Origin of the sequence: Bradyrhizobium sp. CCBAU 53340, assembly GCF_015291645.1 — a bacterium.
Classification (GTDB): Bacteria; Pseudomonadota; Alphaproteobacteria; order Rhizobiales; family Xanthobacteraceae; genus Bradyrhizobium.
Genome location: NZ_CP030055.1, coordinates 918,697 through 933,909, shown reverse-complemented (window position 1 = coordinate 933,909; position 15,213 = coordinate 918,697). Strand labels below are relative to the sequence as shown.

Sequence of the window (15,213 nt, the reverse complement as noted above, 5' to 3'; positions counted from 1 at the left end):
AACAGTCATGGCGCTCCCGTATCAAGTTGTCTAGTATCATAGACAACTTGGATTCGACAAGTTCGGCAGAAAAATTCGGTGGATTCGGTGACCCAGCACAACACCCAGCAAGCCCAGCGTCAGGCCGCCATGGCCGTGCTGGCGCACGCGGAGGCGGGCGAGATCGCCGCCCGTCTCCGCAACGTTCCCTTGCCCGGCCATCAGGATCTGCGCGAACCGGAAAATGGCCTGGTGATGCTGCGCGGGCGGATCGGCGGCGACGGCGCGCCTTTCAATCTCGGCGAAGCCACGGTGTCGCGCGCAGCGGTGCGGCTTGCGAGCGGCGAGGTCGGCTTCGGCTACACGCTCGGGCGTGATGGCGAGAAGGCGCGGCTGATCGCGCTGTGCGACGCGCTGGTGCAGTCACGTGAATTTAGTGCTGCCGTCGAGCGCGACGTAATCGCACCGTTGCGCGAGCAGCTTATGGTCAGGCGCAAGCAACAGGCCGAAGAAACGGCTGCGACGAAGGTTGATTTCTACACCATGGTGCGCGGTGAAGGGTGAGGCCATGACAACGATTGCGGAACTGCCGCCGGGATTCGCCGACAAGGTGTTGTCGGCGCAATCGACCTTTCGCTCGGTGATGGACGCGATGGCGCGACCCGGCGCGGTCCAGCGCATCGTGCCGATGGCGGGAACCGCGGGCCCAATGATGCGCGGCACCGCTGCAATCGCGTTGACGCTGTTCGATCACGACACGCCGCTCTGGCTCGATGCGCGCATGGCTGAGAGCACTGACGTCCTGAAGTGGCTCAAATTCCACACCGGCGCGCCGGTGGTGCAAGATTCCTCGATCGCGGCCTTCGCGCTGATCAGCGACGGCGTGCTGCTGCCCAATCTCGAGCGTTTCGCGCTCGGCACCAACGAATATCCTGACCGTTCGACCACCGTCATCATTCAGGTCGAGAGCCTGGAGTTCGGGAAGAACTTCGAGCTCCGCGGCCCCGGCATCGACGGGGTCGCGACGCTGCAGGCTTCATTCAAGCCCTTCGACCTGTTCGAACAGCTGCGTTTCAACGAGACGCTGTTCCCGCGTGGCATCGACGTGGTTCTGGTCGCCGATGATGCCGTCGTGGCGATCCCGCGCACCACGCGCGTCATGAGCAAGGGAGGCTAGAGGCATGTATGTCGCAGTCAAAGGCGGCGAACGCGCCATCGAGAACGCGCATCGCCTGCTCGCCAATGCCCGCCGCGGCGATCAAGGCGTTGCGGAAGTCTCGCTCGACCAGATCTCGGAGCAGCTTGGGCTCGCCGTCGACCGCGTCATGAGCGAAGGTTCGCTTTATGACCGCGAGCTTGCGGCGCTCGCGATCAAGCAGGCGCGCGGCGACCTGATCGAGGCGATTTTCCTGGTTCGCGCCTTCCGCGCCACCCTGCCGCGCTTCGGCGCCAGCGAGCCGGTCGACACCGGCGCGATGCGGGTGCAGCGGCGGGTGTCGTCGACCTTCAAGGACATTCCCGGTGGCCAGATCCTCGGGCCCACCTTCGACTATACCCATCGCCTGCTCGATCCCTCGCTCGCCCAGGGCTTTGTGCCGGAAGCGCCGGCCGTGGCCGAAGCTTCCACCGCGCCGACGCCGCGTGTGACCGACATTCTCGGCCGCGACGGGCTGATCGAATCATCGCCGCAGGCCGAAGACGGCAGCAGCGTCGGCGATCTCACCCGCGAGCCGCTGAACTTTCCAGCGGACCGCGACCTGCGCCTGCAAAACCTCGCGCGTGGCGACGAGGGTTTCCTGCTCGCGATGGGCTACTCCATCCAGCGCGGCTATGGCCGCAACCATCCCTTCGCCGGCGAGATCCGCTTCGGCGAGGTCGAGGTGGAATTCACAGCCGAAGACGTCGGCTTCGCCGTGCCGCTCGGGTCGATCGAGCTGACCGAGTGCCAGATGGTCAACCAGTTCAAGGGATCGGCGACGGAAGCGCCGTGCTTCACGCGTGGCTATGGCCTCGCTTTCGGCCAGAGCGAACGCAAGACCATGTCGATGGCGCTGGTGGATCGCGCGCTGCGTGCCCGCGAGCTCGGCGAAGAGGTCCTCGCCCCGGCGCAAGATGAAGAATTCGTGTTGTCGCATTCGGACAACGTCCAGGCGACCGGCTTTGTCGAGCATCTGAAGCTGCCGCATTATGTCGACTTCCAGTCCGAGCTCGGCCTCTTGCGCAAGCTGCGCAAGGAATTTGCCGAGGGCTCTCCTGATGCCAACGCGCCCGATGCCATGAAGGAGGCCGCGGAATGAACGCGCCCGCCTACAACTTCGCCTATTTGGACGAACAGACCAAGCGAATGATCCGCCGCGCGATCCTGAAGGCGATCGCGATCCCCGGCTATCAGGTCCCGTTCGCCAGCCGCGAAATGCCGATGCCCTATGGCTGGGGCACCGGCGGCGTGCAAGTGACCGCCGCGATCCTTGGCCCTAGGGACGTGCTGAAGGTGATCGATCAGGGCTCGGACGACACCACCAACGCGATCTCGATCCGCAAATTCTTCGCCAAGACCGCCGGCGTCGCGACGACGACGTCGACCGACGAGGCGACCGTGATCCAGACGCGCCACCGCATCCCCGAGACCTCGCTGCACGCAAATCAGGTGTTGGTCTATCAGGTGCCGATTCCGGAACCTTTACGCTTCCTCGAACCGCGCGAGACCGAGACGCGGCGCATGCACGCGCTCGCCGAATACGGTCTGATGCATGTGAAGCTCTATGAAGACATCGCCCGCTTCGGCCATATCGCGACCGCCTACGCCTATCCGGTGAAGGTCAACGCGCGCTATGTGATGGACCCGTCGCCGACGCCGAAATTCGACAATCCCAAGATGGACAATTGCCCGGCATTGCAATTGTTCGGCGCCGGCCGCGAGAAGCGCATCTATGCGATCCCGCCGTATACGCACGTGGTGTCGCTCGATTTCGAGGATCACCCGTTCGAGCCCTACCGTTTCAACGCGCCCTGCGCCCTGTGCGGCGCCGAAAATTCCTACCTCGACGAGATCGTCACCGACGACAAGGGCAGCCGCATGTTCGTCTGCTCGGATACCGATTATTGCGAGGGACGTCGGGCCGCTGGCCATCACGGTGCCCTGAGCGCTGCGCCCTACAAGGACAAGGTGCAGGAGGCCTCGAATGGCTGATCAGACTCTGGTCGAGAACGATGAGCCGCTGCTGGTCGCAACGTCACTCAGCAAGTCGTTCGGCCGCATTGCGGCGTGCCGTGATGTGTCGTTTGCGCTCTATCCGGGCGAAGTGCTGGCGATCGTCGGCGAATCCGGCTCCGGCAAGTCGACATTGCTGCAAATGCTCTCGGGCCAGCTCGCCGCGAGCGGCGGGCACGTGTCCTACCGGATGCGCGATGGCGTCACCCGCGATCTCGCCGCGCTCGGCAAGGCCGAGCGGCGCCTCTTGTTCCGCACCGATTGGGGCTTTGTGCACCAGGATCCCGCACAGGGCCTGCGCATGGCGGTTTCGGCCGGCGCCAATGTCGGCGAGCGGCTGATGGCGGTCGGCTGGAATCATTACGGCCGCATTCGCGAGTCTGCCTCCGACTGGCTCGCACGCGTCGAGATCGACGTCGCACGCATCGACGATGCACCGCGCACCTATTCGGGCGGCATGCGTCAGCGCCTCCAGATCGCGCGCAACCTCGTCACCGGGCCCCGCCTGGTGTTCATGGACGAGCCGACCGGCGGGCTCGATGTTTCAGTCCAGGCCCGCCTGCTCGATCTCCTGCGCAATCTCGTCGCCGAATTACATCTCGCCGTCGTCATCGTCACCCACGATCTCGCGGTGGCGCGCCTCTTGTCGCATCGCGTGATGGTGATGAAGGGCGGCCGCGTCATCGAAACAGGTCTCACCGACCAGGTGCTGGACGATCCGCGCGAGCCCTATACCCAGCTCCTCGTCTCCTCGATTCTGCCGCCATGAGTTCTGCTATGACCGCCATGATCGACATCGCCGACGCCTCCAAGACATTTACGATGCATCTGCAAGGCGGCATCGAACTGCCTGTCGTGCGCGGCGTGACCTTTCAGGTGCAGCCCGGCGAGTGCGTCGTGCTGTCGGGGCCATCAGGCGCCGGCAAATCGTCGATCCTGAAGATGATCTTCGGCAACTACCGCTGCGACTCCGGCCGCATCGGAATCAGCCATCGCGGCGAGACGATCGATCTCGCCACCGCCGAACCGCGGCAGGTCCTCAACATCCGCCGCGCCACCATCGGCTATGTCAGCCAGTTCCTGCGGGCGGTGCCGCGGGTTGCGACCATCGACGTCGTCGCCGAACCCTTGATCGTGAACGGCATGAGCCGGGCCGACGCGCAGGCCCGCGCTGGCGCGCTCCTGCATCGTCTCAACATCCCCCAGAGGCTCTGGCAGCTGCCGCCTGCGACCTTCTCCGGCGGCGAGCAGCAGCGCGTCAACATCGCGCGCGGCTTCATCTCGGACCTGCCGATCCTGCTGCTGGACGAGCCGACCGCCTCGCTCGATGCCGCCAACCGCGCTGTGGTGGTCGAGCTGGTGGCCGAGAAGAAGCGCCAGGGCGTCGCCATGGTCGCCATTGTCCATGACGACGAAATACGCCATTTGATTGCCGACCGTATCGTCGACGTCACCAGCTTTGCCGCCGCGGCCTGAAGGAAGAGGGATATGAAGCCGAAGGATACCGTCATCGCCAACGCCAGGATCGTGCTGGCTGACCGGGTGATCGAGCAAGGCTGGCTCGCTCTTGCCGATGGACGGATTGCCGAGATCGGCGATGGGACTGCGCCGGCGGGCGCCGAGGATGCCGGCGGCGACCTCATCATGCCCGGCCTGATCGAGCTCCACACCGACCATCTCGAAGCGCATTATGTGCCGCGCCCAAAGGTGTTCTGGAATCCGGTCGCGGCCGTCATCTCCTATGACGGCCAGCTCGCGACCTCAGGCATCACCACCGTGTTCGACTCGCTCCGGGTCTGGCGCGAGGACGGTGCCGAGGAGGTTGACGGCCGTGCCGGCGTGCTCGCCGCCGCGATCACCACCGCGCGCGAGGCGAACCTGCTGCGCGCCGATCACTTCCTGCATCTGCGCTGCGAGATCCCGATGCCGAGCGTGGTCGAGGAAGCCAGGGAGCTGATCGACCGCCCCGATGTCAAGCTGATGTCGCTGATGGACCACACGCCCGGCCAGCGCCAGTTTCGCGACGAAGTGAAGCTGCGCGACTATTATCGCGGCAAGGGCGGCGGCATGACCGATGCCGAGCTCGACGAGCTGTTCGCAAGGCGCTTCGACTATCAGAAGAGATACGCTGCGGCGAACATGCGCGAGATCGTGGCGCTGGCGCATGATTACAAGATTCCGCTGGCGAGCCATGACGACACCACGGAGGAGAACGTTGCGGACGCCGTGCGTGACGGCGTCGCAGTGGCGGAATTCCCGACCACGATCGAGGCCGCGCGCGGCCTGCATCAGGCCGGCATCGACATTTTGATGGGTGCGCCCAACGTCGTGCGCGGCGGCTCGCATTCCGGCAACATTGCCGCGATCGATCTCGCCCGCGAAGGTCTGCTCGACATCCTGTCGTCGGACTACATCCCGTCGAGCCTCTTGATGGGCGCGCTGCAATTGCCCGAGCATGCGCCGTCGATCAGCCTGCCGGCGGCCGTTCGCACCGTCACCAAGGCGCCGGCCGATGCGGTCGGCCTCACCGACCGCGGCGAGATTGCAATCGGCAAGCGAGCTGATCTGATCCGCGTGCATGTCGCGGGCAGCGTTCCGGTGGTGCGCAGCGTCTGGCGCGAAGGGCACCGCGTCGCATGAGCGAGGCTAGGACCATAGCACAGCACAAGGCGGGTGCGATCGGTCCCGGCCGGCTCGTGCTCGTGGTCGGCCCGAGCGGCGCGGGCAAGGATACGCTGCTGCGACTCGCGCAGGCGACGTGCGCCGGCGACCCGGATGTCGTGTTTCCGCGCCGCATCGTGACGCGGGCCTCGTCTGCTGACGAGGACAACATCGCGGTGAGCGCCGACGAATTCGCCCGCGCGCGCGACCAGGGCGATTTTGCCGTGCATTGGGACGCACATGGGCATTTCTATGCCCTGCCGCGGCAGATCAACGATGACATCCGTGCCGGGCGGGCCGTCGTCGCCAATGTCTCACGCACGGTGGTTGCCGCGCTGCGCCAAGCCTATGCCAACGTCGTCGTGGTCGCGATCACGGCGCCGCCGGACGTGTTGGCACAACGGCTCGCCGCCCGCGCCCGTCACAGCGACGGCAATATCGCCGAGCGGCTCGCGCGTAGCGTCGATGACGCCTCGGGCAGTGCCGATGTCACCATCCTCAATGCCGGAAGCGCGGACTATCACAGTCGCCAGCTCGTGCGCGTGATCAGGAACGAATGCTGGCGCGAGTAACCGGCACAATAAGGAGATTGGAATGTCGGTGATTGAGACGGTCGAACAGCTGGAAGCCATCTACGGCGCCACCAACGACGCCTCGACCGTGAAGGTCGCCGACCACGTCACGCCGCTCTACCGCGCCTTCATCGAGAAAGCGCCGTTCGCGGCGCTGGCCACGATCGGTCCTGAAGGCATCGATTGCTCGCCGCGCGGCGATCTCCCGGGCTTCGTCCGCATCCACGATCCCAAGACATTGATGCTGCCGGATCGGCGCGGCAACAACCGGATCGATTCCTTGCGCAACATCGTGCGCGACCCGCGCGTGTCGCTGATGTTCCTGATCCCCGGCTCCGGCAATGCGGTCCGCGCCAACGGCCGCGCGCATCTGTCGGTCGCCCCGGACCTGCTCGCTTCGTTCAAGGTCGAAGGCAAGGCGCCGCGCAGCGTCATGGTGATGAACGTGGACGAGATCTACTTCCAGTGCGCCCGCGCCATCGTTCGCGCCGACCTCTGGAATCCCGACAAGCGCATCGATCCGAAAACGCTGCCGACGCCCGGCCAGATCCTCGCCGAGATGAGCCAGAACAAGGTCGGCGGCGCGGAGTATGACCGCCTCTGGCCGGAGCGGGCGGCGGCAACGATGTGGTGAGCTCTCTCTGCTGCGTGCGTAACTCTACTTCCCCCACCGCAGCGCCAACGCGTCGCGCTCCTTGGCGAGTTCCAACAGCCCCGCCCGCGTCGCCGGATGCAGCGGCTGCAACGGATGACGGACCGCATCCGACTTGATGATACCGCCAGCCTGCATCATCGCCTTGCAGGCGATCAGACCGCATTGGCGGTTCTCGTAGTTGATCAGCGGCAGCCAGCGTTCATAGGCGGCCTTCGCCTTCTCGCGATCGCCGGCGAAATAGGGATCGATGATCTGACGGATGCCGTCGGGATAGCCGCCGCCGGTCATGGCGCCGGTCGCACCGGCATCGAGATCGGCGAGCAGCGTGATCGCCTCCTCGCCGTCCCAGGGACCCTCGATATCCTTGCCGCCAGCCTCGATCAGGCTGCGGAGTTTTGACGCCGCCCCTGCAACCTCGATCTTGAAATAGCGGATGTTGGCGAAGTCGCGCGCCAGGCGCGCCAGCAGCTCAACCGAGAGCGGTGTGCCCGCGACAGGCGCGTCCTGGATCATGACCGGAATGTTGATCGCGCCCGAGAGCACCTTGAAGAACTCGACGATGCCCTTTTCAGGCACGCGGAAGGTCGCGCCGTGATAGGGCGGCATCACCATGACCATGGCGGCGCCGGCGGCCTCGGCCTGCTGGCTGCGCGCCGCGCAGACGGCCGAACTGAAATGGGTGGTGGTGACGATGACGGGCACGCGGCCGGCGACGTGCTCCAGCACCGCATGCATCACCGTTTCGCGCTCGGCATCGGTCAGCACGAACTGCTCGGAAAAGTTGGCGAGGATGCAGATGCCGTTGGAGCCGGCATCGATCATGAAATCGATGCAACGGCGCTGGCCCTCGAGATCGAGCTCTCCGCGTTCGTCGAAGATGGTGGGCGCGACCGGGAACACGCCGCGATAGGGGCGCTGGGCCTTGTTGGGGGTGACCGGCATCGAATTATCTCCCTGTCGTCCTGCCGCTGGTTTTGCTGCACCTGCGGGCCATGGTACCGCTACCATTTACAGGGCGCACGCACGCGCCGCAATGCCAATGCGCGTGCGTGGAACAGGGACTGAGGGTTTAGGCGGACTTCACCGCACCGAGGAAGCCCTCGACCGCGACGCGGAGGCGATCGGCGTCGGCAGACATCTTGGTCACGGACTGGAACAGCACCGTGCCGGCATTGCCGGTCTCCTGGTTGAGCTTGGCGACGCTGCCGATCGTGTCGGTGACCTCGCGGGTGCCCTGGGCGGCCTGCTGGAAATTACGGGAGATCTCGGTGGTGGCGGCACGCTGCTGTTCGACGGCAGCCGCGATCGCGGTCATCTTCTCGTCGATGCCGCCGATGGCACCGCCGATCGAACGGATGGCGGCAACCGCCTGGCCGGTCGCCCCCTGGATCTCCTCGACCTGGCGCGAGATTTCTTCGGTCGCGGTTGCGGTCTGCGAGGCGAGGCTCTTGACCTCTCCCGCGACCACGGCAAAGCCGCGGCCGGCCTCTCCCGCGCGGGCTGCTTCGATGGTGGCGTTCAGCGCGAGCAGATTGGTTTGACCGGCGATGGCATGGATCATCTTCACGACTTCGCTGATGCGGCTTGCAGTCTGGTCGAGGATCTCGACCGTGGCATTGGTCTGCTCGGCCTGCGTCACGGCCTCGCGCGCCTCGCGGGCGCTGGCCTGCACCTGCGCGGAAATCTCGCCGACGGAGGCCGAGAGTTCTTCGGTCGCGGCCGCGATGGTCTCGAGATTGTTGGTGGCCTGCTCGGCAGCGGACGAGACCGCTGCGGTCTGGCTGCTCGATTCCGACACCAGCGAGCGCACGTCGGTCGCGGTGGCATCGAGCTCCTTCGCCGACGCGGCGACGCTCTGGATCACGGCCTGCACCGTATCGTCAAAGCTGCGGCAGGCGGCATCCACGCTGCCGGAGCGGGCGAGTTGCAGCGCCTGCTGCGATTCGCGTTCCTGACCAAGGCGTTCCGCGGTGGCCGCGCTCTCACGCAGGCTTTCGAGCGCGGCCGCCATGGTGCCGAACTCGTCGGGATATCGGGATTGCGGGACCGGCGTCACATAGTCGCGGGCGCTCATACGGGCGATCGCGTCCAGGATGGCGCGCACCGGACGCATGAGGCGATTGCGCACGACGTAGACGCCAGCGAGCGTCACCGCGAGCGCCGCTAGGAAGGCCAGCGATTGCAGCATGAGATTGGTCAGCGCCTTCGCCTGCACCGTTTCCGCCCGCGCGATCGACTGGTCCAGGGCCTTGTTCGCGACGGCGACGATAGGCGCGAACGGCGACTGGCACAGCGCGTTCCAATCCGAGGCGGCCATCGCCGGCTTGCCGCTGCCGTCAAAATTCTTGGTGATATCCCCGATCTGCTTGAGAACACCGGTCGTTTTGGTGCGCGCCTCCTTGGCGGCGGTGATCAGCTCTGCGGCCACGTCGGGCGAGGCCAACAGTTCGTCCATGCCGGACCAGCCGGAATTGATGGTGCCGTCCCATTGCGCCAGCGTGCGCTTCTGATTGTCGTCCAGCGGCTTGCTGCTGTTGACGTTCGAGCGCAAGGCCGAACAATGGATTCCGTAGCGGTCGCGCACCTGCCAGGCGAGACGGCGGACCTGGATCATGCGGGCAATGAAGGGATCGTCCATCCAGGCGCGGTTCGACACAGCGGTGGAGGCGAGGTTCGCCGCATCGATGACCTTGGTGACGGCATCGTACCAGGAATTGGTCCGCTCGATCTTGCGTTCGGCACGCGGACGCTTGGCTTCGTCGTAGAACAACTGGAATTGCGGCGCCGCCTCGCCCCAGCGCTGCTTCAGCGTGCTCGCAAGCTCATCGCGGCGGGCGAAGTTGACGCTGGCCATCGCGGCGGTGACGCGATCATAGCCACCCTGCTCCGCCTTCTCGGCCTCGGCAAGCTTTGGACGGGCATCGTCGTCGCCGAGCAGCGCACTCTGAGCGTCGCCGCGATTGTTACGCAGGGACAGGACGCCATGGAAGATTGCCTTGTCGGCGGCAGCAAGCCGCGCGGTCTCGAGACTGTCGCTGTACCGGCCGAAGGCCCCGATCATCTGGATCGCCGTGCTGGCGAGCGCACCGGCCGCCAGCAGGGCCATCAACACCAGGAGAAGCGAACTTACCGATTTCTTAAACATTGCCATGGGGACAAGGGCCTACTCTTCCAAGAGAGGCAACCCTGCACCGCTACATGCCAAAGTTCCGTTAAGGTTTTGGTCAAATGCAGGGAATTCCCGATCTGCGAAAACCTTAAGCTGCCTTCCAAGCGTCACGAAACCTTCGTGAAGTCGGGCGGGCGCCGCTCGGCAAATGCCGTGAATGCCTCGCGCGCCTCGGCCGTGCGCAAGCGCTGCGCGAATTGCTCACCTTCCTCCAACATCTGGGCGACCAGCGCCTCGCCATTGCGCATCAGCTTCTTGGTCGCGGTCAGCGCGCCGGCCGGCTGTCGGGCCAGGCGCTGGGCAAGTGTGAGGGCCTCGGCATCGAGCCGGTCGAGCGGCACCACGCGGTTGGCAAGCCCCCATTCCAGCGCAGCCTTGGCCGGCACGGTCTCGCCCAGCGCAAACATCTCATAGGCGCGGGCATAGCCGATACGTGCGGGCATCAGCAGGCTCGAGGCGGCCTCCGGCACCAGCGCGAGGCTGACAAAGGGCGTCGACAACTGAGTATTCTCGGCGAGCACGACGAGATCGCAATGCAGCAGCATCGTGGTGCCGACGCCGACGGCACGGCCCTGCACGGCCGCAACCAGCGGTTGGGTACAGCGCGCCAGCGACTGGATGAAGCGGCCGACGTTGCGGCTGCCTTCGGACTTGCCGCTCGCCACGGCCGCGAACTCGCCGACGTCGTTGCCGGCGGTGAACATGTCGCCCTCGCCGCGGATCAGCAATACGCGCGCGGACGGATCGAACTCGGCGGATTCGATGGTGTCGGCGAGCTTGCCATACATCGCATCCGTCAGCGCGTTCTTCTTGTCGGGACGCGCCAGCGTGATCGTGAGAATTCCGCCATTGCTTTCAAGCCGCACATGCTCGGTCATGAGTGTCTCCTCTTATTCCTCTGGATCTCTTGTGATGTCTCTTGGAAACTTGTCTTGAATGCTCGTCAGCCAGCGCGCGACGATGTCGATCTCGGCGCTGGTAAATCCTTCCGTCAGCGCGGCATTGACCGCAGCCGCGTCGCTCTTCGCCTGCGCCAGCACGTTGCGGCCCTTCGGCGTCAGCCACACGCGCCAGGCGCGGCCGTCCTCGCGGTCGGCACGCCGCTCGACCAGTTTCGCCGCGGCGCTGCGATCGACCAAGCCGGATATCCCGGCCGGACCCATATCGAGCGCCGCCCCGGCCTCGCCCATGAGAACGCCGTCCTGCTTCCCGAGGATGAACAGCAGCCCCGCCTGCGCCGGCGTCACCTCATTCTGGGGCTGCGCCGCCATCCAGCGCTGCAGGCGGCGTTGCGCGACGTTCAGCAGATAGATCAGGCGATGGTGCCGCGCTGCGGACTCTTTATTTCGCATGCGAAATATCTATCCGAGATGGACCGGCTTGTCAAAGGCCGGCCTGCTAGGGCGATTTGACGCGACAACCGTCGAGGAACAAGACCGCGCAGGTCTCCACGCGACGCTCGATCTGCTTGCGTGACGGCAGAGGTGCGCCGCCATAGATCGCCGCGCGCTGCGGCGCCGATGCGACCATGCCGATCAGCATGCCGGCGACTTCTTCCGCGTCGCCGAGGACGATGCGCTTGCGCTTGACCTGAAGGCGCAGCCAGCCGGCAAGCGCCTTGGCCGTACGGGCAATGCCGTTGTGATAGAAGTTTGCCGCGAGCTCGGGAAACGTGGTGGACTGCTGCAGCACCATGCGTTGCAACGCCACGACCTCGGGATCGAGCGCGAGATCGGCGCAGGCCATCAGCGCGGCGCGCAGGCCCGTTTCGATGTCGACGTCATCGCTGGCCTGAAGATCGACGGCAGAGAGCAGCCGCTCGAGCCTGTCGGCGCACATGGCCTCGAACAGCGCCGCCTTGCCCGGGAACAGGCGATAGAGCGTCTTCGTCGAAATGCCGGCGCAGCGCGCCAGCTCTTCGGTGCTGGTCGCAGCGTAGCCTTCGACGGCAAACGCATGGCGCGCAGCGTCGAGGACAATTCGCGTCGTCTCCTCGTCGCTGCGCACCGGCGGCCGGCCGCGCGGGCGCCTCTCTTCTGACGGTCTTGCCTGAGCCATGTCTTTAAATGATGCCTGTCATTCCATTGACAATTCCAAAGCTAATCTCATTTTGGAAATCGTCAAGTTTCCTAATTCAGGGGAGCCGGCCATGACCGTTCACACCACCCCATCTTCCGCCGCCCAGACCGCCCTTCCCGCGACCGCCCTGGAGGGTGTCCTGCCCGGCCCATCAGCCGTCGCCGTCCGTAAAAAGCTCAATCTTCGCAAGCTGTTGCTGATGGGCGCAGCGGCCGTCGCGCTGGCCGGCGCGAGCTGGTACGGCTACGATTACTGGACCGTCGGCCAGTATCTCGTCTCGACCGACGACGCCTATGTGAAGGCGGACAACACCACCATCGCGCCGAAGGTCAGCGGCTATCTCAACGGCGTTCTGGTCGCCGATAACGAGCATGTGAAGGCCGGCCAGGTGCTGGCCCGGATCGACGATCGCGACTTCAAGGTCGCACTCGACCAGGCCAAGGCCGATGTGCTGGCGGCGAACGCCACCATCGCCAGCAAGGAAGCGCAGATCGAGGTGCAGCAGGCGGTGATCAAGGCGGCGCATGCCACGCTCGACGTCGATCAGGCCAACCTCACCTTCGCCGCACAGGACAACAAGCGTTACACCGATCTCGCCGCGACTGGCTCCGGCAGCGTGCAGAACGCGCAACAGGCGCAATCACGCATTGCCACTGCACAGGCGACGCTCGAACGCGATACCGCCAATCTCGCATCGGCTCTCAAGCAAATCGACCTTCTCAAGGCGGAGATCGTGCAAGCCAGGGCCACTGCTGCCCGCGCGGAAGCCGTGCAACACCAGGCCGAGCTGAACCTCGGCTACACCACCGTCGTCTCTCCGATCGACGGCGTGGTCGGAAATCGCTCCTTGCGGGTCGGCCAGTTCGTGCAAGCGGGCACGCAGCTGATGTCGATCGTGCCGGCCGAGGGTGCCTATGTCGTCGCCAATTTCAAGGAAACGCAGCTCACTCACGTCAGGTCCGGCCAGGCCGTCGATATCGAGGTCGACATGTTTCCGGGCAAAATCGTGCACGGCCACGTCGATTCCATCGCGCCCGCCAGCGGCCAGGAATTCGCACTGCTGCCGCCCGACAACGCCACCGGCAATTTCACCAAGGTGGTGCAGCGCATCCCCGTCAAGATCGCGCTCGATGCCGAGCGTGGACCCGCGATCGCGCTGCGGCCCGGCATGTCCGTGATCCCGACGATCGCAACACGTTCGACCGCGCCGACCGCGAACGCGGCCGACACGCCCAAGGCCAAGCTCGTTTCCGGAGGGTCGTGCCATGTCAAACAGCCTCTCATTGTCGACGCAAGCCATATCGGCCGCGACGTCTGATCGACCGATCAGCGACCCCAATCGCGCCAACCTCGCGACCTGGATCGCCGTGCTCGCCGCCATGATCGGCTCGTTCATGGCGATCCTGAACATCCAGATCACCAACGCATCGCTGCTCAACGTCGAGGGCGGCATCGGCACCGGCGTCGACAACGGCTCCTGGATCTCGACGTCTTATCTGATCGGCGAGATCATCGTGATTCCGCTGACCGACTATTTGAGCCGCGTGTTCACGTTCCGCCGTTACATGCTCGCGAGCGCGACGCTGTTCGCCGCCTTCTCCGTCGCCTGCGCCTTCACCCACGACCTGCCGTCGATGATCGCGATGCGCGGCCTGCAGGGCTTTGCCGGCGGGGTCCTCATCCCGATGGCATTCACGCTGGTGCTGACCAAGCTGCCGAAGCCGCAACAACCGGTCGGTCTTGCGATCTTCGCGCTGTCCGTCACCTTCGCCCCCGCGATCGGCCCGACCATCGGCGGCTATCTCACCGAGACCTATGGCTGGCGCACGATCTTCTTCGTCAACGTGCTCCCGACCGCGGTGATGGTGGCCGCGCTGTATCTGACGCTGGAGCGGCAGAAGATGCAGCTTGGCCTTCTGAGGGAAGGCGACTGGGCCGGCATCATCACCATGGCGATCGGGCTGTCGGCCCTGCAGGCCGTGCTCGAGGAAGGCAACAAGGACGACTGGTTCTCCTCGCCCCTCATCGTCAAGCTCGCGGTCATCGCGGCCGTCAGCCTCACGCTGTTCGTCGCAATCGAGCTCACGATCGAGAAGCCGCTGATCCGGCTCCGCCTCTTGACCCAGCGCAATTTCGGCTTCGGCACGATCGCGATGACCATGGTCGGCTTCGCCCTGTTCGGCTCGGTCTATATCCTGCCGGCCTATCTCGGCCAGGCCCAGGGCTACAACGCCGAGCAGATCGGCAATGTGCTGGCCTGGACCGGCCTGCCGCAGCTGGTGCTGATCCCGCTGATCCCGAAACTGATGCAGCGCTTCGACACGCGCTACATCGCCATCACCGGCCTCCTGATCTTCGCCTATAGCTGCTTCATGAACACAGCGATGTCACCGGACTATGCCGGCGACCAGCTCTGGATCCCGAACATCGTGCGCGCTGTGGGACAGGCCATGGTGCTGACGCCGCTGACCTCCGTGCTGACAGGCGGCATCGCGCCACAGGATGCGGCCGCGGCCTCCGGCATCAGCAACATGTTCCGCAATCTCGGCGGCGCGATCGGCACGGCGACGCTCGCGACCATCATCACCAAGCGCGAGCAGTTCCATTCCAACATCATCGGCCAGTCGGTCACGCTCGGCCGTGAGGAGGTGCGCGCCCGTATCGCGCAGATGACGGACTACTTCATGGCCCACGGCGTGCCCGACCCCAACGCCGCCCGCGAACAGGCGATCATCGCGCTCGGCAAGGCCGTCAAGCGCCAGGCGCTGGTTATGGGCTATTCCGACACCTTTGCCGTGATCGGCGCCGTGCTGGTGCTCGCCGCGATCGCGGTGCTGCTGACGCGGCGGGTGAAGGCGGCGGGTGGCGGTGGCGCGCATTAGACTCT

Annotated in this window: 16 protein-coding genes; 11 read left to right on the top strand and 5 right to left on the bottom strand. The window is 65.3% G+C overall.

Features of this window, described 5'->3' with window-relative positions; all coding sequences use genetic code 11:
* Nucleotides 1-78 precede the first annotated feature (78 nt).
* From phnG to XH89_RS04340, 9 genes are read left to right on the top strand one after another with little or no spacing between them, the layout of a single operon-like run.
* Complete coding sequence (phnG, locus tag XH89_RS04380; RefSeq protein ID WP_194465896.1) at nucleotides 79-543, top strand: phosphonate C-P lyase system protein PhnG; 465 nt, start codon at nucleotides 79-81, stop codon at nucleotides 541-543.
* Between the two features lie 4 nt (nucleotides 544-547).
* Complete coding sequence (gene phnH, locus XH89_RS04375; protein WP_194465895.1) at nucleotides 548-1,156, top strand: phosphonate C-P lyase system protein PhnH; 609 nt, start codon at nucleotides 548-550, stop codon at nucleotides 1,154-1,156.
* A gap of 4 nt (nucleotides 1,157-1,160) precedes the next feature.
* Nucleotides 1,161-2,276 (top strand): carbon-phosphorus lyase complex subunit PhnI, encoded by a 1,116-nt coding sequence (locus XH89_RS04370; protein WP_194465894.1) that lies wholly within the window; start codon nucleotides 1,161-1,163, stop codon nucleotides 2,274-2,276.
* On the top strand, nucleotides 2,273-3,169 hold the full coding sequence (locus tag XH89_RS04365; RefSeq protein ID WP_194465893.1) for an alpha-D-ribose 1-methylphosphonate 5-phosphate C-P-lyase PhnJ: 897 nt from the start codon (nucleotides 2,273-2,275) through the stop codon (nucleotides 3,167-3,169). The genes XH89_RS04370 and XH89_RS04365 overlap by 4 nt, the downstream gene beginning before the upstream one ends.
* Entirely contained in the window at nucleotides 3,162-3,959 is a 798-nt protein-coding gene (phnK, locus tag XH89_RS04360) for a phosphonate C-P lyase system protein PhnK (protein WP_194465892.1), read from the top strand. Before XH89_RS04365 ends, phnK begins: the two co-directional genes overlap by 8 nt.
* A gap of 8 nt (nucleotides 3,960-3,967) precedes the next feature.
* Complete coding sequence (gene phnL / locus XH89_RS04355) at nucleotides 3,968-4,666, top strand: phosphonate C-P lyase system protein PhnL (protein WP_194465891.1); 699 nt, start codon at nucleotides 3,968-3,970, stop codon at nucleotides 4,664-4,666.
* Between the two features lie 12 nt (nucleotides 4,667-4,678).
* Nucleotides 4,679-5,830 (top strand): alpha-D-ribose 1-methylphosphonate 5-triphosphate diphosphatase, encoded by a 1,152-nt coding sequence (locus XH89_RS04350; protein ID WP_194465890.1) that lies wholly within the window; start codon nucleotides 4,679-4,681, stop codon nucleotides 5,828-5,830.
* Complete coding sequence (phnN, locus tag XH89_RS04345; protein WP_194465889.1) at nucleotides 5,827-6,423, top strand: phosphonate metabolism protein/1,5-bisphosphokinase (PRPP-forming) PhnN; 597 nt, start codon at nucleotides 5,827-5,829, stop codon at nucleotides 6,421-6,423. Before XH89_RS04350 ends, phnN begins: the two co-directional genes overlap by 4 nt.
* A gap of 22 nt (nucleotides 6,424-6,445) precedes the next feature.
* Nucleotides 6,446-7,057: a pyridoxamine 5'-phosphate oxidase family protein gene (locus XH89_RS04340; protein ID WP_194465888.1), complete on the top strand. Its 612-nt coding sequence runs from the start codon at nucleotides 6,446-6,448 to the stop codon at nucleotides 7,055-7,057.
* A gap of 24 nt (nucleotides 7,058-7,081) precedes the next feature.
* On the opposite strand, the gene XH89_RS04335 is transcribed toward XH89_RS04340, so the two are convergent.
* From XH89_RS04335 to XH89_RS04315, 5 genes are all read right to left on the bottom strand, one after another.
* Entirely contained in the window at nucleotides 7,082-8,020 is a 939-nt protein-coding gene (locus XH89_RS04335) for a dihydrodipicolinate synthase family protein (protein WP_194465887.1), read from the bottom strand.
* A 127-nt stretch (nucleotides 8,021-8,147) separates the two neighbouring features.
* Complete coding sequence (locus XH89_RS04330; protein ID WP_194465886.1) at nucleotides 8,148-10,229, bottom strand: methyl-accepting chemotaxis protein; 2,082 nt, start codon at nucleotides 10,227-10,229, stop codon at nucleotides 8,148-8,150.
* 125 nt (nucleotides 10,230-10,354) lie between these two features.
* The gene (locus XH89_RS04325; protein WP_194465885.1) at nucleotides 10,355-11,125 is read right to left on the bottom strand and encodes an enoyl-CoA hydratase; all 771 of its coding nucleotides are present in this window, start codon (nucleotides 11,123-11,125) and stop codon (nucleotides 10,355-10,357) included.
* A gap of 12 nt (nucleotides 11,126-11,137) precedes the next feature.
* Nucleotides 11,138-11,599 carry a MarR family winged helix-turn-helix transcriptional regulator gene (locus XH89_RS04320; RefSeq protein ID WP_194465884.1) on the bottom strand — a complete coding sequence of 154 codons (462 nt, stop codon included), beginning with the start codon at nucleotides 11,597-11,599 and terminating at the stop codon, nucleotides 11,138-11,140.
* A 46-nt stretch (nucleotides 11,600-11,645) separates the two neighbouring features.
* Nucleotides 11,646-12,305: a TetR/AcrR family transcriptional regulator gene (locus tag XH89_RS04315; protein WP_194465883.1), complete on the bottom strand. Its 660-nt coding sequence runs from the start codon at nucleotides 12,303-12,305 to the stop codon at nucleotides 11,646-11,648.
* Nucleotides 12,306-12,396: 91 nt separating this feature from the next.
* Here XH89_RS04315 and XH89_RS04310 point away from each other — a divergent pair, with 91 nt between their 5' ends.
* Nucleotides 12,397-13,644: an HlyD family secretion protein gene (locus XH89_RS04310; protein ID WP_194465882.1), complete on the top strand. Its 1,248-nt coding sequence runs from the start codon at nucleotides 12,397-12,399 to the stop codon at nucleotides 13,642-13,644.
* Entirely contained in the window at nucleotides 13,610-15,208 is a 1,599-nt protein-coding gene (locus tag XH89_RS04305) for a DHA2 family efflux MFS transporter permease subunit (RefSeq protein WP_194468370.1), read from the top strand. The genes XH89_RS04310 and XH89_RS04305 overlap by 35 nt, the downstream gene beginning before the upstream one ends.
* Nucleotides 15,209-15,213: the final 5 nt, after the last annotated feature.